The 18,407-nt window shown below is 71.0% G+C and carries 18 protein-coding genes; 8 read left to right on the plus strand and 10 right to left on the minus strand.

The features are described 5' to 3' along the window. Positions 1–110 precede the first annotated feature (110 nt). Entirely contained in the window at positions 111–1,289 is a 1,179-nt protein-coding gene (locus tag AB0H75_RS12865; RefSeq protein ID WP_367795054.1) for a TerC family protein, read from the plus strand. Between the two features lie 55 nt (positions 1,290–1,344). Here the strand turns inward: AB0H75_RS12865 and AB0H75_RS12870 are convergent, their stop codons facing one another. Both AB0H75_RS12870 and AB0H75_RS12875 read right to left on the minus strand, forming a co-directional pair. Next, positions 1,345–4,437 (minus strand): AAA family ATPase, encoded by a 3,093-nt coding sequence (locus AB0H75_RS12870; RefSeq protein ID WP_367795057.1) that lies wholly within the window; start codon positions 4,435–4,437, stop codon positions 1,345–1,347. Between the two features lie 10 nt (positions 4,438–4,447). Then, entirely contained in the window at positions 4,448–5,125 is a 678-nt protein-coding gene (locus AB0H75_RS12875) for a lipoprotein (RefSeq protein WP_367795060.1), read from the minus strand. A 246-nt stretch (positions 5,126–5,371) separates the two neighbouring features. Between AB0H75_RS12875 and AB0H75_RS12880 the strand changes: the two genes are divergently transcribed. Further along, entirely contained in the window at positions 5,372–5,707 is a 336-nt protein-coding gene (locus tag AB0H75_RS12880) for a carboxymuconolactone decarboxylase family protein (protein ID WP_367795064.1), read from the plus strand. A gap of 16 nt (positions 5,708–5,723) precedes the next feature. Next, on the plus strand, positions 5,724–6,473 hold the full coding sequence (locus AB0H75_RS12885; protein ID WP_367795067.1) for an SDR family NAD(P)-dependent oxidoreductase: 750 nt from the start codon (positions 5,724–5,726) through the stop codon (positions 6,471–6,473). Positions 6,474–6,605: 132 nt separating this feature from the next. Here the strand turns inward: AB0H75_RS12885 and AB0H75_RS12890 are convergent, their stop codons facing one another. Then, positions 6,606–7,817 (minus strand): ABC transporter ATP-binding protein, encoded by a 1,212-nt coding sequence (locus AB0H75_RS12890; RefSeq protein WP_367795069.1) that lies wholly within the window; start codon positions 7,815–7,817, stop codon positions 6,606–6,608. Between the two features lie 179 nt (positions 7,818–7,996). Here AB0H75_RS12890 and AB0H75_RS12895 point away from each other — a divergent pair, with 179 nt between their 5' ends. After that, complete coding sequence (locus tag AB0H75_RS12895) at positions 7,997–9,058, plus strand: LacI family DNA-binding transcriptional regulator (protein WP_367795072.1); 1,062 nt, start codon at positions 7,997–7,999, stop codon at positions 9,056–9,058. Here AB0H75_RS12895 and AB0H75_RS12900 read toward each other — a convergent pair. Further along, the gene (locus AB0H75_RS12900; protein ID WP_367795075.1) at positions 9,030–10,193 is read right to left on the minus strand and encodes a hypothetical protein; all 1,164 of its coding nucleotides are present in this window, start codon (positions 10,191–10,193) and stop codon (positions 9,030–9,032) included. The genes AB0H75_RS12895 and AB0H75_RS12900 overlap by 29 nt on opposite strands. 96 nt (positions 10,194–10,289) lie before the next feature. After that, a complete protein-coding gene (locus tag AB0H75_RS12905) occupies positions 10,290–10,778 on the minus strand; it encodes a glutathione peroxidase (RefSeq protein WP_367795078.1) in 489 nt (162 codons plus the stop codon). A gap of 200 nt (positions 10,779–10,978) precedes the next feature. On the opposite strand from AB0H75_RS12905, the gene AB0H75_RS12910 reads away from it, so the two are divergent. Together AB0H75_RS12910 and AB0H75_RS12915 are read left to right on the plus strand one after the other, a co-directional pair. Beyond that, positions 10,979–11,374 (plus strand): transglycosylase SLT domain-containing protein, encoded by a 396-nt coding sequence (locus tag AB0H75_RS12910; protein ID WP_367795081.1) that lies wholly within the window; start codon positions 10,979–10,981, stop codon positions 11,372–11,374. 335 nt (positions 11,375–11,709) lie between these two features. Beyond that, positions 11,710–12,183: a transglycosylase SLT domain-containing protein gene (locus AB0H75_RS12915; RefSeq protein ID WP_367795084.1), complete on the plus strand. Its 474-nt coding sequence runs from the start codon at positions 11,710–11,712 to the stop codon at positions 12,181–12,183. A 23-nt stretch (positions 12,184–12,206) separates the two neighbouring features. Here AB0H75_RS12915 and AB0H75_RS12920 read toward each other — a convergent pair whose 3' ends face one another. Next, positions 12,207–12,848 (minus strand): TetR/AcrR family transcriptional regulator, encoded by a 642-nt coding sequence (locus AB0H75_RS12920; RefSeq protein ID WP_367795087.1) that lies wholly within the window; start codon positions 12,846–12,848, stop codon positions 12,207–12,209. Between the two features lie 159 nt (positions 12,849–13,007). Between AB0H75_RS12920 and AB0H75_RS12925 the strand changes: the two genes are divergently transcribed. Next, positions 13,008–14,792: an ABC transporter ATP-binding protein gene (locus AB0H75_RS12925; protein WP_367795090.1), complete on the plus strand. Its 1,785-nt coding sequence runs from the start codon at positions 13,008–13,010 to the stop codon at positions 14,790–14,792. Then, entirely contained in the window at positions 14,789–16,651 is a 1,863-nt protein-coding gene (locus AB0H75_RS12930; RefSeq protein ID WP_367795093.1) for an ABC transporter ATP-binding protein, read from the plus strand. The genes AB0H75_RS12925 and AB0H75_RS12930 overlap by 4 nt, the downstream gene beginning before the upstream one ends. A gap of 4 nt (positions 16,652–16,655) precedes the next feature. On the opposite strand, the gene AB0H75_RS12935 is transcribed toward AB0H75_RS12930, so the two are convergent. The 4 genes from AB0H75_RS12935 to AB0H75_RS12950 all read right to left on the minus strand — a co-directional run bounded on the left by AB0H75_RS12935 (position 16,656) and on the right by AB0H75_RS12950 (position 18,376). Further along, entirely contained in the window at positions 16,656–17,057 is a 402-nt protein-coding gene (locus AB0H75_RS12935) for a hypothetical protein (RefSeq protein ID WP_367795096.1), read from the minus strand. 175 nt (positions 17,058–17,232) lie between these two features. Beyond that, positions 17,233–17,577 (minus strand): DUF202 domain-containing protein, encoded by a 345-nt coding sequence (locus tag AB0H75_RS12940; protein ID WP_367795099.1) that lies wholly within the window; start codon positions 17,575–17,577, stop codon positions 17,233–17,235. A 15-nt stretch (positions 17,578–17,592) separates the two neighbouring features. Further along, the gene (locus tag AB0H75_RS12945; protein WP_367795102.1) at positions 17,593–17,919 is read right to left on the minus strand and encodes a YidH family protein; all 327 of its coding nucleotides are present in this window, start codon (positions 17,917–17,919) and stop codon (positions 17,593–17,595) included. Positions 17,920–17,983: 64 nt separating this feature from the next. Continuing rightward, positions 17,984–18,376, minus strand: coding sequence for a hypothetical protein (locus AB0H75_RS12950; RefSeq protein WP_367795105.1), 393 nt, complete (start codon positions 18,374–18,376; stop codon positions 17,984–17,986). Between the last annotated feature and the right edge of the window lie 31 nt (positions 18,377–18,407).

The raw sequence follows: 18,407 nt of genomic DNA on the forward strand, positions 1-18,407 counted from the left end.
ATGCCCATTTCCCGCTTTTTGCCCGAATGTGAACGGCGTGTTAATCGGCCCGGCGCTTATGCGGCGCCGGCCCAGGCATAACCCGCCGGGCGTGGGACAGATCGTTACTCATGACCGTTCCGCCGCTGGTCTGGTGGCTCACGATCGCCGGGATCATCGCCCTGCTGCTGTTCGACTTCTTCTTCCACGTGCGCAAGGCGCACGTGCCGACGCTGCGTGAGGCGACGCTCTGGTCGGCCCTGTACGTCGGCGTCGCCCTGCTGTTCGGCGCCGGCGTGTGGTTGTTCGGCGGCGCCGAGCCGGGCACGGAGTACTTCGCCGGCTACGTGACGGAGAAGGCCCTGTCGGTCGACAACCTCTTCGTCTTCCTCGTCATCATGTCCAGCTTCAAGGTGCCGCGCGCCGACCAGCAGAAGGCGCTGCTGTTCGGCATCGTGTTCTCGCTGCTCGCGCGGAGCCTGTTCATCCTGGTGGGCGCGGCGCTGATCAACACCTTCGCCTGGGTGTTCTACCTGTTCGGCCTGATCCTGCTGGTCACCGCGGGCAACCTGCTCAAGCCCGAGAGCGAGGAGAGCCACTCGCCGGACAACCTCATGGTCCGCCTGGCCCGCCGGATCTTCCCCGCCACCGACACCTACGACGGCGACCGGCTGTTCACGGTCAAGGACGGGCGCCGGGTCATGACGCCGATGTTGCTCGTGATGATCGCCCTCGGCGGCACCGACATCCTGTTCGCGCTCGACTCGATCCCGGCGATCTTCGGGCTCACCCAGAACGTCTACATCGTCTTCACCGCCACCGCCTTCTCCCTGCTGGGCCTGCGGCAGCTCTACTTCCTCATCGACGACCTGCTCGACCGGCTGATCTACCTGGCCTACGGCCTGGCCGTCATCCTGGCCTTCATCGGCGTCAAGCTGATCCTGCACGCGCTGCACGAGAACAACGTGCCGTTCGTCAACGACGGCGAGCCGGTGCCGGTGGTGGAGATCAGCACGGGACTGTCCCTGTCGGTGATCGTCGGTGTCCTGGTGGTCACCGTGGTCGCCTCGCTGGCCAGCGCCAAGGGCCGGGCGCAGAGCACGGTCTCGGCGGCCCGCCGCTACGCCCAGGAGTACCTGGAGGTCGAGCACGACCCGGCGCGGCGCGAGGAGCTGTTCGCGAAGGTGTGCGGGAAGGAGAAGGACCTGCGCGCCCTGCCGGAGAAGTACCGCAGGCGCATCCGCGAGGAGGAGAAGCTGATGGCCCTGCTGCGCCGGGTGCACGACGAGCACGGCCGGGAGGACTGCTGAGCGTCCTCCCGGCCGTGCCCCTGTACGGCCCCTGTACTGTCCCTGTACGGCGCCGTCAGGCGCGGCCGTCGCGGCCGTTGCCGTTGCCGTCGTAGCCGAGCAGCCGCAGCGCGGTGTCCGGATCCATCGCGGCGGCCAGGAGCTGCGCCCTGGCGTGCGCCTCGTCGCGCTCGCGCTCGGCCTTGGCCTGGGACGCGCGCACGCCCTTGACCGCGACCAGCGCGAGCCCGCCGCCCACGATGACCGCGACGATCACCACGAACAGCATGAGCAGCAGCCCCGGCGAGGCGATCCCGGCGGAGCCCGCCGCGTTGAGCAGGTTGCCGCCCGCGCCGGTCACCGCCAGCGCGGCGATGACCGCCAGCACCACCAGGCCGAGCAGGCTGGCCAGGACCAGCCAGACCCGGCCCGCCGCCCGGCGCCCGCGCGAGGGCGGCGCGGTGGCCGCCTCGACCACGACCGGCACCGGCGCGGGCGGCACCGGCCCGGGCGTCACCGGTCCCGGCGCCCACGGCACGAACTCCGGCCGGTCGGCCGGCTCCTGCGCGGGCGGCCCCGCCGCCGGCGGGATCACCGCGGAGGCCGGCGGGGCGAAGCTCGCCGGCGGGCCCGCGGGGGGCGCGAGCTGGACCGCGGTGGCGGTCGGCGCGGTGGTGGCGGGCGCCGCAGTGGCAGGCCCAGCGGTGGACCCAGCGGTGGACCCGGTGGTGGGCCCAGTGGGGGACGCAGCGGCCGGCGCGGTGGCGTACCCCTGGACGGCCTCCGCCGGCTCGCCGTCGGCGGGCCCGCCGGGCAGCTCGCGCTCGACCCGGCTGTGCTCCCGGTGCGCCCGCGCCGCCTCCAGGTGGTACTCCTCCAGCTCCTCGTAGAGCCGGTCGGAGGCGTAGATCGTGCCGTCGACGAGCGGGCCGGGCTCGCGCCGGATGATCGCCACGACGTCGTCGCCGTTGAGCGTCTTGTGCGTCTCCAGCGCGTGCGCCACGCAGAGCACCTCCCTGCGGTGCTCCTGCAGCAGCCGCTCGGTCCGCTCCAGCAGCCGCACCAGGTTGAACTCGATCCGCTCCCCCAGCACGTCGGGGGTGAGGTCGGGCTCGCGCCTGGCCGGCTCCCGCTCGGTGATGCCGATGCCGCCGCCGGAGCCCGGCCGGCTCTTGCGCATGGCCTTGCCGCCCATGATCTCCAGCTCCTGGAGGGCGGGCAGCGAGGTGACGCCGGAGCCCATGCCCCAGTACGACTCCATCATGGCCGTCAGGTACGTCGCCGAGAACAGGTCGCCGGAGACGCCGGAGGAGTTGTCCTCGCCGAAGAACATGCGCTCGCCGGCCAGCGACGCCAGCGACACCATGATGTCGGCCTCGTGCTCGGACTTCCACCGGGTGAACTGGTCCTCGGGCTTGATCGAGGCGACCATGCCCAGGTAGTCCGCGCCCTTCTCGATGGTGGCGATGTCGATCTCCAGGTGGAACCGGGTCGCGTACGCCACCACGGCGTGGCAGGCCTCGTGCACGGCCACGGCGTGCCGCTCGCGCTCGATGTACTCCACGTCCTCGGGCGGGCCGAGCTGCTTGAGCCGCTTGGCGCGCAGCACGTCCGACCAGGTGATGACCTCGCGCCCGTCCCTGATGGCGGTGATCAGCGACTCGTTGACCAGGTCCTTGATCGTGGCGCCGGTGGCGTACGGCGTGATCGTGGCCAGCTTGTCGATCTGCCCGGGGGTGAGCTCGTGCGAGACCTTGTCGAAGTAGCCCTGGTAGGTGCGCACCCGCCCGGCCTTGGACGGGTAGCCGACCTTGTAGATGCGGTCGATGCGGCCCGGCCGCAGCAGCGCCTCGTCCAGCGCGTCGGGCCGGTTGGTGGCCATCATGACGAGGATGCGGTACTTGGGCGGCGGCTTGGGCCGCATGCCGAGCAGCCGGCGCACGAACCGGTTGACGAAGCCGCGCGGCTTCTTGAGCCCGGACAGCTCGGTGAGCAGGGCCTGCAGCGTGCCGGGGTCGCCGCTGTTCATCATGCCTCCGCCCATGACGAAGCGGCTGCGCCCGCCGGGCTCCTCCTTCTCCTCGCGCCGGGCGCGGAAGGCGAGCACCTGCCGCGTCTCCTCCGACAGGTAGGTGAAGCCGTGGCAGCCGTGCGCGCCGGACATCGCGGTGAAGCCGGTCGGCACGTTGGGCCCCTGCTGGGCGAGCCGCCCGCGCTTGCCGAGCGAGTCGGCCTCGTCGAAGAAGACGATGACGCCGCCGTAGCGCAGGGCCAGCTTGCGCAGCTTCCTGAACAGGGTCTTGACCTTGAGGATGCCGATGCCCATGAACATGTTCGTGAACGCGCCCGGATCCACGAACACGTACGGCTTGCCGGTCTCGCCGGCCACGGCCTCGGCCATCAGCGTCTTGCCGGTGCCGGGCGGCCCCCACAGCAGCAGGCCGCTGGGGACGTACCCGCCGCGCCGCTCGATCTCGTCGGGTCGTTCAAGGAAGACGATGTTCTCCCGGACCCGCTCGACCACGTGGTCCTGCCCCCACACGTCGTGGAAGCGGGTCTTGATGTCGTCGGGGAAGTACGTCTCGACGCCGCCCCGCGACAGGAACCAGAACAGGCCGACGAACTGGATGATGACGAAGAAGAACAGGAAGACGATCTGGAGGAAGAACGGCAGCGCCTGCCACAGCAGCGCCGGCGCCTGCATGAGCGCGGCGAACGGGCTGACGTCCAGCACCGCCCCCAGCACCAGGGCCGTCAGCGCGATCAGGACGACGATCTTCAGCGCGCGGGAGAGCCGGTAGCGCGTCCAGTCGTCGAAGCGCCGGTGCGCCCACCGCTCGAAGCCGCCGAAGACCTTCTGGCTCCAGAAGCGGTGGTAGCCCGACCAGTGCTCGGAGACGAGGAAGTGGAGCTGGCGGACGAGCTCGACGCCGAGCAGCCAGAAGATCCAAGGGTGGTCCCTGGCGATGAGCCGCGCGGCGTCGGGGAAGGGCATGATGCCCTCGAAGTCGGCCATCTCCTTCCAGGTCAGGACGAGGTAGGCCGCCACCAGCGCGATGAGGAACTTGCTCCGGTCCCAGAACCGCATCTTCTTCCTGGTCACGGATTCGGGGTCGGAGGGCCCGCTGCCGGGGGCGCGCAGCCCTTCATGGTGTTGTGTCGTGGTCAATGGCGCTCCCTCATCCGGGCAGCCGGAGCAGCTTGAACGAACTCGCGATCTTGTCGAACTCGCCGGCGCGCTGCCGGTAGCAGGAGACCTGGCAGCCGATGAGCATGACGGAGACTCTCTCGCCCTTCTCGTCGAGGATGGCGGTGTGGTCGAAGGTCTGGACGTGGTTGCCGATCTGGTAGTTGAAGCGGACCCGCACGCCCTTGGCGCCGCCGTCCAGGCTCAGGAGCTGGTCGTCGAGGAGCTCGAAGTTCCTGAAGACCGGCATCTGCCCGGTGGCCGTCGTCTGCTGCAGGTACAGCTCGCGCATCTGCTCGGTGACCGGCAGCACGAAGTCGCGCAGCCGGTTGATGGAGATCGCGTCCCGTTGTTCCTCGGTGAGCTGGTGCACCGTGGCGTAGACGAAGGGCTCCGTGGAGCCCAGCAGGTGGTCGACCGAGGGGTCCGCGGACTGGTCGAAGGCCGTGGACCACACGAGCCTGGCCCGCAGCGCCGCGGCCTGCGAGCTGGGGTGGTCGCCGGACAGGTATCTCTCGATGGGGTTGGCGTCGAGCTGCGTGAACGAGGACGGCACCCGGAAGTACGTCGTGCCGTCCCGATCACGGACGTAGGTGAACTCCGGCTGCCCGCACGCGGACAGCAGGGTGACCGCGATCAGGAGCGCGATCAGGGCCCGTGTTCTTTTCACCAGGGCTGACCTCCGCTTTACGGACCAACGGAGTTGTTGTGCCCGCTTTCAGGTGGAATGAGCCCGGTGCGCACTGAGAAATCTTGACCAAATCTTGCCCGACCATTGGCTCGATTTGTTACAGATCAGCACAGTGATCGAGACCGCCGGTCATGCAGGGTCTTACAACGTTCATGCAACCCCCATTGGTTCATTTCAGGAAGTGGCGAAAGATATGAGAATCCCTACCGACACCCGGAGCACGTGATGACAGACCCCGCGATGCAGACCGTCGACTCCTTCGGCATGATGGCCGAGCGCCAGTTCGCCGACGTGTGGGCGAGGACGGTCCTGTCGGTCAGGGAGCGCCGCATGCTCCTGCTCGGGCTGCTCGTCGGCCAGGGCCTGGACGAGATGACGGAGGTCCAGCTCGACGCCGCCCTGCGCACCGGCGAGCTCAGCGAGGCCGAGCTGCGCGAGGTGGTCGTCTTCCTCGCCCACTACGCCGGCTGGGCGCGCGGCTCCCGCCTCAACGAGCAGGTGGAGAGCCTGATCGAGCGGGCCCGCCGGCCGCGTCCCGCTCCCCCGGAGCACACCTCGTAGGCGCTAGGGTGGCCGCATGCCCACCGCTCTGATCACCGGGGCCACCGCCGGCCTCGGTGCCGCCTTCGCCCGCCGCCTGGCCGCCGAGTCCTGCTCCCTGGTGCTGGTCGCCCGCGACGAGGCCCGCCTCACCGAGACCGCCGAGCAGCTCAAGCTGCGTTACGGCGTGAGCGTCGAGGTGCTGCCCGCCGACCTGACCACCGAGGAGGGCCTGGCCGCGGTGGAGTCGCGCGTCCGCGACGGCGTGGACCTCCTGGTCAACAACGCCGGCTTCGGCCACCGGGGCGGCTTCCCCGAGGTGCCGGTCGCCGACGAGGTGCGCATGCTCAGGCTGCACTGCGAGGCGGTGCTGCGGCTGACGCTGGCCGCGCTGCCCGGCATGCGCGAGCGCCACCGGGGCGCGATCGTCAACGTGGCGTCGGTGGCGGCGTTCTTCACCCGCGGCACCTACAGCGCGTCCAAGGCGTGGGTGGTCAACTTCAGCGAGTCGGCCGCGCGCGAGGTCGGCGACCCGCGCATCAGGATCATGGCGCTGTGCCCGGGCTTCGTGCGCACCGAGTTCCACCAGCGCGCCGGCATGGACACCGGCGGCATCCCCGGCTTCCTTTGGCTCAAGGCCGACGACGTGGTGCGCGCGGCGCTGCGCGACCTGGCGCTGGGCAAGCGGGTGTCGGTCCCCGACCCGCGTTACAAGGCGATCGTGGCGGTGGGCCGGCTGGTGCCGCGCGGCCTGCAGAGCTACGTGTCGTCCAGGATCGGCCGCTGAGGCCGTCCCGGCCGGACCCTGACGAAAAAGAAAGACGGGCCCCCGCCGCGGGAGGGGGTCGCGGTGGGGGCCCAGCGGCCGCGAGCGGGGCCCGCGGCCGGGAACCAGGAGATCGTGATCAGGCGATCGTGATCAGCGGTTGGCCTCGTGGCCGATCGCCAGACCCGAGGACGGGTCGAAGAAGTGCAGGTTGTGCGTGTCGACGACCAGGTCGATGTTCTGGCCGGAACGCGCGTGGCTGCGGGCGTTGACGCGGGCGGTCCACAGGGACTTGTCGCCCGCCAGCGGCAGCGTCGCCTCCTCCTCGTCACCGGTGTCGGCGGCGGCGACGGTGTCCTTGTGCTCGACCGGCGGGGCGTCGATGAGGAACAGGACGTTGATCTCGGAGCCCAGCTCCTCGGTGACCTCCACGCGGGCCGGCAGGGTGGCCCAGCCGTTGGCGTGGTTGCCGGCCGAGGTGGCGTCCTCGAAGTCGGAGGGGCGGATGCCGAGGATGATCTTCTTGCCGATGTACTGGTCGAGGCCCGGCTTGTCGGTGAAGGCGGAGTCGGGGATCGGCAGCTTGTAGCCGGCGAAGGCCACCGCGGCGCCGCCGTCGCGGACCAGCTCGGCGGTGACGAAGTTCATCGCCGGGGAGCCCATGAAGCCCGCCACGAACAGGTTGACCGGCTTGTCGAACAGGTTCTGCGGGGTGTCGACCTGCTGCAGGATGCCGTCGCGCAGCACGCAGACGCGGTCGCCGAGGGTCATGGCCTCGACCTGGTCGTGGGTGACGTAGACGGTGGTGACACCGAGGCGCTCGTGCATCTGGTTGAGCGAGGCGCGCATCGAGACGCGCAGCTTGGCGTCCAGGTTGGACAGCGGCTCGTCCATGAGGAACGCCTGCGGCTCGCGGACGATGGCGCGGCCCATCGCGACACGCTGGCGCTGACCACCGGAGAGGGCGGCCGGCTTGCGCTTGAGGTACTGCTCCAGGCCGAGCATCTTGGCGGCCTCGTTGACGCGCTTCTGGATCTCCGGCTTCGGCATCTTGCGCAGCTTGAGGCCGAAGGCGAGGTTCTCCTCGACCGTCATGTGCGGGTAGAGGGCGTAGTTCTGGAAGACCATCGCGATGTCGCGGTCCTTGGGCGGCAGGTGGTTGACCACCTTGTCGCCGATGGCGATCTCGCCGCCGCTGATGTCCTCAAGGCCGGCGATCATCCGGAGCGCGGTCGACTTGCCGCAACCGGACGGGCCGACCAGCACCATGAACTCGCCATCCTTGATCTCAAGGTTGAGCCCGTTCACGGCCTTCACGCCACCGGCGTAGATCTTGTCGACGTTACTCAGGACGATGGATGCCATGACATTCCTTCGCGCTCCGGGGCGGTACGGCCCGGGTTGGTGCCGTGTCCCACTCACGTGGATACGTTTTCAAGCATCTCACCCGAAACGGGACATCGCTGTCAAGGGTTCCGGCGTGACCAGCCGTTGCCGGTGCGGCTGGCTTCCTTCGCGGCGGAAAGCATGATGGAATCGTTTCCATGGAAAAGCGGGCGACGATCAAGGATGTGGCCGAGGCGGCCGGCGTGGGCGTCGCGACCGTGTCCCGGGTGCTCTCGGGCGGCTCGGCCAGCCCCCGCACCAGGGAGCGCGTGCTGGCCGTCGCCGCGCAGCTCGACTACCGGCCCAGCGCGCTCGGCCGCAACCTGCGTCAGCGCCGCACCGGCGGCATGGGGCTGCTCGTCCCCGACCTCACCGACACCTTCTACGGCCAGCTCGCCGAGGGCGTGCTCGCCTGCGCCCGCTCGGCCGGCGAGCCGGTCGTGATCGGCTCCACCGGCGACGACCCCGAGCAGGAGTCGGAGCTGATCGGGATGTTGCTGGAGCAGAGCGTCGACCGGCTGATCGCGGTCCCGGCGGGTGACGCCGAGACCTGGGCGCCGGCCGTGCGGGCGGGCATGACGGTGGTCTTCGCCGACCGCCTGCCCGCCCCGCCCGCCGAGGAGCGGGACCCGCAGGCGGCCGCCGTGGACGACCTCATGCTCCTGGACGGCCTGTCCCCCGCCCCCCGCGCGCGCCCGCTGGACGTGCCGTCCGTGGTGGCCGACGACCGGGCCGGCATCCGCACGGCCGTGCGCTACCTGCGCGGCCTCGGGCACCGGCGCATCGCCTTCCTCGGCGGCCCGGGGCACGACCGGCGGGTGGCGGCCTTCAGGGAGGCGGTGGGCGCCCCGGTGGACGAGGAGCTGGTGGTCTTCGGCACCGGCAGCCGCGACTCCGCCTACGCCGCCGCCTCCGGCCTGTTCCAGAGCCGTCCCGACCTGTCGGCGGTGGTGGCCGGGGGCAACGTGCTCGGCGAGGCGGCCGTGCTGGCCGCCAGGGAGCTGGACCTGCGGGTGCCCAGGGACGTGTCGCTGATCATGTACGACGACGTGCCGTGGGCCGAGCTGTGCTCCCCGCCGCTCACGGTCGTCGCCCAGCCGGGGCGCGACATGGGTTACCGGGCGGCCGAGCTGGTGCTGCGCTCGGGGGGCCGCCGGCCGCGCGGCGTCGTGCTGCCGACGGAGCTGATCGTCAGAGGAAGCTGCGGCCCGCGCCGCTGACCGCTCCCGCCGCCGCCCCGGTGTAGCGGCGCGGCAGGATCATCGTCGGGTTGTCGTCGAGGATGATCTCGGGCGGCCCGAACCGCGCGGCGACCTCCCTGATCTCCGGGTCGTCGAGCAGCAGCAGCCGCCCGCGCTCGATGAACAGCTCGCCGTCCACCAGCATCGTCGGCCGGTCCACCTGGATGTCGCAGTGGGCGAAGCCGGGCCCGCCGGTGATCGGCACGCCGCCGGTCAGCCCGTCGATGCCGCAGTAGAAGGCGCCGGCGTGCTTCTCCCGCTCGAACTGGGTGCCGCCCGCCACGCGTACCTTCGGGTTGAGTCCGAGCAGGCCGTGGCGCAGGTAGTAGCCGCCGGGGGCGTAGCGGCGCAGCTGCTCGGCCGCCATGCCGCCCTCGATCTTGCGGACGAGGTTGCCCTCCAGCGTGATGCGCAGCGGCTCCTCCGGCACGCCGGTGACCGTGGAGTCCTCGATGACGATGACGCCCTCGGTGTCGGTGGGCCAGAAGTTGGCGCCGCCGTACGGGAAGGGCCGCCAGTCGCCCGGCCGCATGGCCCCAGGGTCGGGGTCGAAGGTGAAGCCGGAGTAGGTCACGTCGGTGCCCCGCTCGGAGGTCACCCGGATCGCGCGCGCCGGCGAGAGCCGCTCCAGCGTCCGCCGCAGGAGGGCGTAGAAGACCTCGGCGGGCAGCCGCCCGCCGGTCAGCAGCGCGCCGGCGGTGGCCGTCATGTGCAGGGACAGCCAGCGCGAGGAGCGCGCCTTGATCTGGTCGAAGAAGAGCGGGGCGGTGTGCACCTCGCCCCACCAGGTGCCGGCGATGACGACGTCGGCCTCGCGGAAGGCGGCGGCCTCGATGTCCAGCGACGCCTCCCGGTCCCAGCCCCCGGGGCTGAACGGCGGGACCGACAGGATGCGCACGTCGGCGTCGCGGAAGGCGACCGCCGCGGCGAACGCCTGCACGACGACCGGATCGACGGTGTGCTCCATCATCAGCAGCACCCGCTCGCCGGCCCGCAGCCGCAGGTAGTCGAGCGCGTTGCGGACGCCCGGCATCAGCTCCACGATGGAGTAAGGCGCGGCGGCGGGCTCGGCGGCGTAGCCGCAGGGTGATCCCGCGTACGGGTTGGTCGTCATGGGTCTCGGGCTCCTAGCGGGACGTCGGACCGGCCTGCGCCGATCAGATACCCGCCGGGGAGGGTCGCGTACCGTGTCCGGGCGACTACCCTGCCGTCAGCCCAGGAGGTCGTCGATGGCCGCGGTGAGCGCCGGGTCCTCAGGGGTGGTGCGGGGGCGGAAGCGGGCGACCGGGCGGCCCTCGCCGTCCACCAGGAACTTCTCGAAGTTCCACTGGACGTCGCCGGCCTCGCCGTCGGGGTCGGGCAGCCGGGTCAGCTCGTCGTAGAGGGGGTGCCGGCCGGCGCCGTTGACCTCGGTCTTGGCCAGGAGCGGGAAGTCCACGCCGTACGTCGTGGCGCAGAAGGTCTGGATCTCCTCGGCCGTCCCCGGCTCCTGCCCGGCGAACTGGTTGCACGGCACGCCGATGACGGTGAAGCCGCGCGGGCCGTACTGCTCCTGCAGCTTGACCAGGCCGCCGTACTGCGGCGTCAGCCCGCAGCGGGAGGCCACGTTGACGATGAGTGCGGGCTTGCCCGCCGTCAGCTCGCGCAGGGTGGTGGGGGCGTCCGCGAGCGTGCGGAGCGGGATGTCGCTGAGGCTCATGATCCGACGATACAGAACCCCGCGGAGCGGTCGGTCCGCAGAAATGTGACGTAGTCCTCATTTTCCCGACAAAGCCCCTGGACAGCGAGACAATGGGATCTTTACTCGCTATCTCCTCTTTCATGGTCAATTAGCAACGAAAGGTTCTTATCGGGCAGGGTGGCGCGGTCCATGTCCCCTTCGAAAGGGAATCCATGCCCATGCTCCGCCGTACCGGCGTCCTGGCCCTGACCGTCACCCTGGTGACGGCGGGCGGCGCCTCGGCCGCACAGGCGCAGAGCTCCCAGACGAGCACGAGCAGCAGGAACAAGTCGCTCGCCAGGCCCCTGGTGGCCGCGCGAGGCTGGAACATCATCCAGTTCAGGTGCCTGGAAAGGCTCTGGGCCCGGGAGAGCGGCTGGAACCACCGGGCCGGCAACGGCTCCGGCGCCTACGGCATCCCGCAGGCGCTCCCCGGCGCCAAGATGGCCTCCGCCGGCCGCGACTGGCGCACGAACCCCCGCACCCAGATCAGATGGGGCCTCGGATACATCAAGCAGCGCTACAGCACACCGTGCGGCGCGTGGGGACACTTCCTGTCCCACAACTGGTACTGAGCCAAACCCCAGGCTTGACCGCTTTTTCCGGCAAGCCCGCACCAGGACCGCGACGGGCCGGGCAATGCCGCCCCAGCGAGGTGGCCTTTCATCCGCAACGATCGCGCAAAAGCCTGTCCTTCGCGTGTCCCGATGTGTGACCCGTCCTGACAGCGCGTAATAGGAATCGTGCTAAAGGACACGTCGCGGTGCCCTCCGGGCCGTCCAGCACGATCGGGCGGAACCAGGAACCCGGAGGGCCTGCGGACCCCTGCGCGTGCGCGCCACGTACGAGCAGTGGCAGGGCGCCCCCCGGCGGGCGCCCGTCCGCGCGCGGCCCGGAAGCAAGGATCGCCTTGGACAGCAAACGCGCGCGCGGCAGCACGCTCATCGGCATGGCCGCGTTCACCGCGCTCAGCACGATCACGACCACCACGGCCTGGGCGGAGGGGGCGGAAACGCCGATCCCCGTACGGACCAGGACGTGGACGACATCAGCGCAACCCGACATCCCGGCCGTCCGGCCGGCCAACAAGAACAAGCGCATCGCCCTGAGCCACGTCGTGCAGCGATCGTGGAACCTCAGGGAGTTCCGCTGCCTGGACCAGCTGTGGACCAGGGAGAGCAACTGGAACCACCACGCCTACAACCGCTCCTCCGGCGCGTACGGCATCCCGCAGGCCCTTCCGGGCGGCAAGATGCGGGGCGCGGGACGCGACTGGCGGTCCAACCCGGACACGCAGATCCGGTGGGGTCTGTCCTACATCAAGGGGAGGTACGGCAGGCCGTGCGGCGCCTGGGGCCACTGGAGGTCCCACAACTGGTACTGAGACCGCCCGGGGAGGGCGTCCGGTCAGCGGGCACCCTCCCCGACGCGCAGGGCCGCCGCCTGGATGAGCATCTCCAGCCCGAACTCGAACTCCGCCTCGTGGTCGCACGCGTGCAGCAGCGGCGCCAGCGCGCCGACCTCGGGGAACGACGCCGCGTCCACGCCCTCGGGCAGGGCGGACCCGGCGTGCGCGGGCGCGAACGCCGGGGTCACCCCGACCTCGCGCAGCAGCGACCCCACGATGTAGGCGATGAACACGCGCAGCACGCTGACCGCCCCGGGCCCGTCGAACCCGGCGCCGCGCAGCGTGGCGAGCGCCCGCTCCACCGGCAGCAGCCCGGCGGCCGAGTGCGGCTGCCTGCTGACCACCAGCATGGTCGAGCGCGGATGGTGGTGGGCGATCTGCCGGAAGGCCCGCGCCTGCGCGCGGACCCGGTCGGTCCAGTGGGCGCCGGGGTCGTCGGTGAACTCGATGCCGCTGAGCACCGCCTCGGCCACGCCGTCGAGCAGGGCGTCCTTGCTGGGCACATGGTTGTAGAGGGACATCACGCCGACGCCCAGCTCGGCCGCGATGCGGCGCATCGAGACCGCGTCGGCGCCCTCGCGCTCGATGAGGTCGATGGCGGCCGCGACGATCCGCGCGCGGGAGAGAGGTTGCGTGGGCATGGCTCATTCTACGGAGCGGCGCTCGGGCGCCGGGTGACCCGCCCGGCGGCATCGTAGGCGGCATCGTAGATGGTCTTTCACGTTTTCCCACGTCACATACGCGAAACGCACCCTTGAGTCACAAAAAACGGGTTGATCGCCAGTACTAATCTGGAAGGGATGCCTCCCGATACGAACGTACCTCGCCGTCCCCTGCTGTCCTCCAACTCCCTGTGGCGGATGAAGTCCTACCTCCGCCCGTACGCCGCCAGACTGATCGTCATCTGGCTGTCGGCCATCGCCGGCATCGGCGCCGGCATCTCCTTCCCCCTCATCAGCAAACAGGTCATCGACGGCCCCATCGCCCACAAGGACACCGGCGCGCTGCTCCCCCTCGGGCTGCTCGCGCTCGGCGTCGGCGTGGTCGAGGCGCTGCTGATCTGGCTGCGGCGGTGGATCCAGGTCAAACCGGTGCTCGGCCTGGAGACCGCCATCCGCGACGACCTCTACGAGCACCTCCAGCGCCTGCCCATGCGCTTCCACGGCGACTGGCAGTCGGGCCAGCTCCTGTCGCGCGCGACCACGGACCTGTCGACCATCCGCCGCTTCCTCGGCTTCGGCATGTTGTTCCTGGTCATGAACATCCTGCAGCTCGTCACCGTCACGGTGCTGCTGCTGAACATGTACTGGCCGCTCGGGCTGCTGGTGCTGGCCTCGGCCGTGCCGATCGTGTGGACCTCGCTGCGCTTCGAGAAGGGCTACATCAGCATCTCCCGCCAGGTCCAGGACGAGCAGGGCGACCTGGCCACGCTCGTCGAGGAGTCCGCGATCGGCATCCGCACGATCAAGGCCTTCGGCCGCCGCCACCACGTCTACGACCGCTTCGACGAGGCCGCGCTCAAGGTGTACGGCACCTCGCTGGGCAAGGTGCGCCTGGCGGCGCGGTTCTTCACCTTCCTGGAGGTGATCCCCAACGTCACGCTGGCCCTGGTGCTGCTGCTCGGCGCGCTCGCGGTCGGCGGCGGCGGGCTGACGCTGGGCGCGCTGGTCGCCTTCACCACCCTGATGTTGCAGCTCGTCTGGCCGATCGCGAGCCTCGGCTACCTCCTGGCGATGGCCCAGGAGGCCATGACCTCGGCCGACCGCCTCATGGAGGTCATGGACACCGTCCCGTCCATCGAGAGCGGCGCCGAGACCATCGAGCGGCCGCGCGGCCACCTGCGCTTCGAGGGCGTCGGGTTCCGCTTCCCCGGCGCCGGGCGGCCGGTGCTGCGCGACGTCTGGCTGGAGGTGCGGCCCGGCGAGACGGTGGCCCTGGTCGGCCCCACCGGCGCGGGCAAGACCACGCTGACCGCGCTGGTGCCCCGCCTGCTCGACCCGACCGAGGGCCGCGTCACGATCGACGGGCACGACGTGCGCGACCTCGACCTCACCACCCTGCGCACGGTGGTGGCCACGGCGTTCGAGGAGCCGACGCTGTTCTCGATGAGCGTGCGCGAGAACCTCACGCTCGGCCGGCTCGACGCCACCGAGGAGGAGCTGGCCGAGGCCGTCCGCACCGCGCAGGCCATGTTCGTCTACGACCTGCCGTGGGGCCTCGACACCCGCATCGGCGAGCAGGGCCTGTCCCTGTCCGGCGGCCAGCGCCAGCGCCTGGCCCTGGCCCGCGCCGTGCTGGCCAGGCCGCGCGTCCTGGTGCTCGACGACACCCTGTCCGCGCTCGACGTGGAGACCGAGGCGCTGGTGGAGGAGGCGCTGCGGCACGTGCTGCGCGACGCCACCGGCATCGTGGTCGCCCACCGCGCCTCCACCGTGCTGCTGGCCGACAAGGTGGCGCTGCTGCGCGACGGCACGATCACGCACGTCGGGCAGCACCACGAGCTGCTGTCCGAGGTGCCCGAGTACCGCGAGCTGCTGGCCCAGGACGCCGACCTCGACGACGCCTCGGAAGGAGCGCTGCGATGACCACGGCCACGGAGTCACCGCGCTCGCCGCGCCCCTCGCGGGCGTCCTGGCGCGGGGTCGCCACCGAGGACCAGGACGAGCTGCCGGAGAAGGTGTCGGTCCTGCTGCGGGAGCGCTCCCGGCGGCTGCTCGGCACGCTGCTGCGGCCCTACCGCAGGCGCATCGCGCTGCTCGTGGCCACCATCGTGGTCTCCAGCGCGGCGGGACTGGCCATCCCCTTCCTGGTCTCGGTCGGCATCGACCGGGGCATCCCGCCGCTCTCCCGCGGCGAGGGGGCGGCGGTCCTGCTGGCCGTGGTCGGGGTGATCCTGGCCGCGACCCTCGTCCAGGCGGTGACGCGGCAGGCGTTCCTCAACATGTCCGGCCGGATCGGCCAGGGCATCCTGCTGGAGCTGCGCCGCCGGGTCTTCGGCCACTTCCAGCGCCTGTCGCTGAGCTTCCACGAGCAGTACACCTCCGGCCGGGTCATCTCCCGGCTGACCTCCGACATCGAGAACATCGCCGAGCTGCTGCAGTCGGGCTTGGACGCGCTGGTCCGGGCCCTGCTGACCATGGTCGGCACGGCGGTGCTGCTGCTGGTGCTGGACGTGCGCCTCGGCCTGATGGCGCTCGTCCCGCTGCCGCTGCTGCTGCTGTTCACCCGCTGGTTCCGCCGGCAGTCGGCCGTGGTCTACCGGCGCACCCGCGAGACGGTCGCCCTGGTGATCGTGCACTTCGTGGAGTCGATGACCGGCATCCGCGCGGTGCAGGCCTTCCGCAGGGAGCCGCGCAACCAGGAGATCTTCGAGCAGCTCAACGACGACTACCGGGACGCCAACGCCGGCAGCATGAAGCTCGGCGCGACGTTCATGACCGGCATCAAGCTGATCGGCAACCTGACGGTCGGCGGCGTGCTGCTCTACGGCGGCTACCTGGCGCTGCACGACGAGGTCACGGTCGGCACGCTGGCCGCCTTCCTGCTCTACCTGCGCCAGTTCTACGAGCCGATGCAGGAGGTCAGCCAGTTCTACAACACGCTGCAGTCGGCGAGCGCGGCCCTGGAGAAGCTGTCGGGCGTGCTGGAGGAGGAGCCGTCGGTGCCCGAGCCGCGCGACCCCCGGCCGCTGCCGCAGGGCCGGGCGCGCGGCCGGATCCGCTTCGAGCGGGTCAGGTTCGCCTACGTCGAGGAGATGCCGATCCTGCCGGGCCTCGACCTGACGATCCCGGCCGGGCAGACGGTGGCGCTGGTCGGCTCGACCGGCGCGGGCAAGACCACGCTGGCCAAGCTGATCTCGCGCTTCTACGACCCCACCGAGGGCCGGGTGCTGCTCGACGGCGTGGACCTGCGCCTGCTGGACGAGCCGGCCCTGCGCCAGGCCGTGGTCATGGTGACGCAGGAGAACTTCCTGTTCAGCGGCACGGTCGCGGACAACATCAGGTTCGGCCGTCCGGGGGCCGGCGACCGGGAGGTGCAGGAGGCCGCCAGGGCGATCGGCGCGCACGAGTTCATCTCGAACCTGCCCGACGGCTACGACACCGAGGTCGGCAAGCGCGGCGGGCGGATGTCGGCCGGGCAGCGGCAGCTCGTGGCGTTCGCGCGGGCGTTCCTGGCCGACCCGGCGGTGCTGATCCTGGACGAGGCGACCTCCAGCCTGGACGTGCCCAGCGAGCGCCTGGTGCAGCGGGCGCTGCGTACCATCCTCGCCGACCGCACGGCGCTGATCATCGCGCACCGGCTCTCGACCGTCGAGATCGCCGACCGCGTCCTGGTGATGGACCGGGGCGAGATCGTCGAGGACGGGCCGCCGGAGCGGCTCATCGCCGCCGCGGGCCGCTTCGCCGGCCTGCACCAGGCGTGGCTGGACAGCCTGAGCAGCTGAGCGGTCAGTGGTGCGCCACCGGGGCCGCGACGGCGGCGTACAGCTCGTAACCGACGAACAAGGCGATCGGCACCCCGAGCGCCACCAGCAGCCGACCGGGTAGGGTGGCCCGCACCACGGCGGGCAACCCGTCCGGCGGCTCGGTCGCCGGCCCCAGCAGGGGCGCCGGCTCCGGGTCCGGCGCCGCCATCAGCTCGGGGTGGCGGGCCAGGTAGCCGCTCGGGAACGAGGTGACGTGGTAGGCGCCGCAGCCGGGGCAGCACGACCCCGACCAGGGTGGCTGCACCGCCACGCCGGAACTCAGCCAGATCTGCGTCTCGTTGCCGTGGACGTCCAGGAGATGGCGGACCAGGAAGTCCTCCTCCCAGACGTGCAGGCAACGCAGGCACTCGAAAGGCCATGACACCTGGGTTTCGAACCCCTCGGGCACGAAGACCACCCCCGGCTGTGGATCACCGTTCGCCCTCAGTGTCCACCCGGCTACACAAGACCGGCAAGACGGTCTTGTAACACCTGACGTTAGACAATGCTCACCAACTGTCAGGTTAGCGCTGAGAGCCTAGGTTTCCGGCGCGAGCAGGTCAGAACCCTCGTGACCACACGAAGGCCACCGCGCCCGCGACCACGCAGAGCGTGCCGAGCCAGGCCAGCAGGGCGTCCACGCCGTTGTCGAGGGGCCGGCCGCCGTGCAGCGCCGCCTGCGTCCGGCGGAAGCGGGCGCGCGTCCTGGTGAGCAGCACACCGCCGCAGAGCGCGGCCAGCGTGAAGACCACCACCGCGGGCGCCGGCAGGGCGTGGCGCAGCGCGACGCCGGCCGCGCCGAGCCCGCCGGTGGCCAGCGCCACCGCCGAGCGCACCCAGGCCAGCCGGGTGCGCTCGCTCTGCAGGCCGCTGTCCCAGACCTCCTCCTCCGGGGCCCCCGCCATCGCCGGTGCCGCCGCTCAGGCCGCGAGGACGATGAGGACGAGCGCGATGACCGCCACGGCCGCCACGCCGTAGCCGAAGACGGCGGCGAGCGCGGGCGGGGGCAGCGGCGTCTGCTCGCGCAGGGCGCGCTGGATGTTGCGCCAGCGGGGGTAGGCCAGGCCGGCCGCCAGCGCCGAGAGCGTGACGAGCATGACGGCCAGGGCGGTGCGGATCCACGGGACGAACACGTCGGCCGGCACCGCCGCGATGGCCACCCCGCCCGCGCTGAGCGCCAGCGCCGTGCTCAGCCAGGTGAGGAAGGTGCGTTCGTTGGCCAAGGTGAAACGCGGGTCGGGCTCCATGAGGAAACGGTAATTCTTCCCCATTTCCCCTAGAGAAGGCGGGATTGTGCCGCCCGGCAGGCGCTCAGTTGGTGCAGGCCCGGCTGACCTTCTCCAGGTAGGCGGCCGAATCCGTGGCCACCTTCTGGGCCGCGTCCACGGCGTCGTTGACGTTCTGGACGGAGATGCCGCTCAGGGTGGCGGCCAGGTTGTCGGAGGCCTCCTTGAGCGTGGTGTTGGCGGCGCTGTCGGCCACGTCGTTGAGCTTGGCCGCGGCGTCGTCCAGCGCCTTGTCCATGGCCTGGGGGTCGTCGGTGAGCTTGGCGACCTGCGCGCCCAGCTCCGTGACGATCTTCGGCGCCTCCAGGCACGCCTGGGCCTTGTCGATGGTCTGGTTCACCTCGCCGCACCCGGCTGCGGCGAGGACGACGACGGAGAAGGCGGCAAGGGACAGGAACCGGCTCTTGTGGAGTCGCATGCCCCGACCCTACCCAAGCCCCGGGCCCGGC

The organism is Nonomuraea sp. NPDC050783 (assembly GCF_040802095.1).
Lineage (GTDB): Bacteria > Actinomycetota > Actinomycetes > Streptosporangiales > Streptosporangiaceae > Nonomuraea.

Bases quoted from the DNA above. Each gene is read 5' to 3' on its own strand.
- AB0H75_RS12880 (WP_367795064.1), top strand. From the start codon at position 5,372: ATGACAGACCCCGCGATGCAGACCGTCGACTCCTTCGGCATGATGGCC.
- AB0H75_RS12900 (WP_367795075.1), bottom strand. From the start codon at position 10,193: ATGACGACCAACCCGTACGCGGGATCACCCTGCGGCTACGCCGCCGAG.
- AB0H75_RS12905 (WP_367795078.1), bottom strand. From the start codon at position 10,778: ATGAGCCTCAGCGACATCCCGCTCCGCACGCTCGCGGACGCCCCCACC.
- AB0H75_RS12885 (WP_367795067.1), top strand. From the start codon at position 5,724: ATGCCCACCGCTCTGATCACCGGGGCCACCGCCGGCCTCGGTGCCGCC.
- AB0H75_RS12890 (WP_367795069.1), bottom strand. From the start codon at position 7,817: ATGGCATCCATCGTCCTGAGTAACGTCGACAAGATCTACGCCGGTGGC.
- AB0H75_RS12865 (WP_367795054.1), top strand. From the start codon at position 111: ATGACCGTTCCGCCGCTGGTCTGGTGGCTCACGATCGCCGGGATCATC.
- AB0H75_RS12895 (WP_367795072.1), top strand. From the start codon at position 7,997: ATGGAAAAGCGGGCGACGATCAAGGATGTGGCCGAGGCGGCCGGCGTG.
- AB0H75_RS12950 (WP_367795105.1), bottom strand. From the start codon at position 18,376: ATGCGACTCCACAAGAGCCGGTTCCTGTCCCTTGCCGCCTTCTCCGTC.
- AB0H75_RS12920 (WP_367795087.1), bottom strand. From the start codon at position 12,848: ATGCCCACGCAACCTCTCTCCCGCGCGCGGATCGTCGCGGCCGCCATC.
- AB0H75_RS12930 (WP_367795093.1), top strand. From the start codon at position 14,789: ATGACCACGGCCACGGAGTCACCGCGCTCGCCGCGCCCCTCGCGGGCG.
- AB0H75_RS12910 (WP_367795081.1), top strand. From the start codon at position 10,979: ATGCTCCGCCGTACCGGCGTCCTGGCCCTGACCGTCACCCTGGTGACG.
- AB0H75_RS12925 (WP_367795090.1), top strand. From the start codon at position 13,008: ATGCCTCCCGATACGAACGTACCTCGCCGTCCCCTGCTGTCCTCCAAC.
- AB0H75_RS12940 (WP_367795099.1), bottom strand. From the start codon at position 17,577: ATGGCGGGGGCCCCGGAGGAGGAGGTCTGGGACAGCGGCCTGCAGAGC.
- AB0H75_RS12945 (WP_367795102.1), bottom strand. From the start codon at position 17,919: ATGGAGCCCGACCCGCGTTTCACCTTGGCCAACGAACGCACCTTCCTC.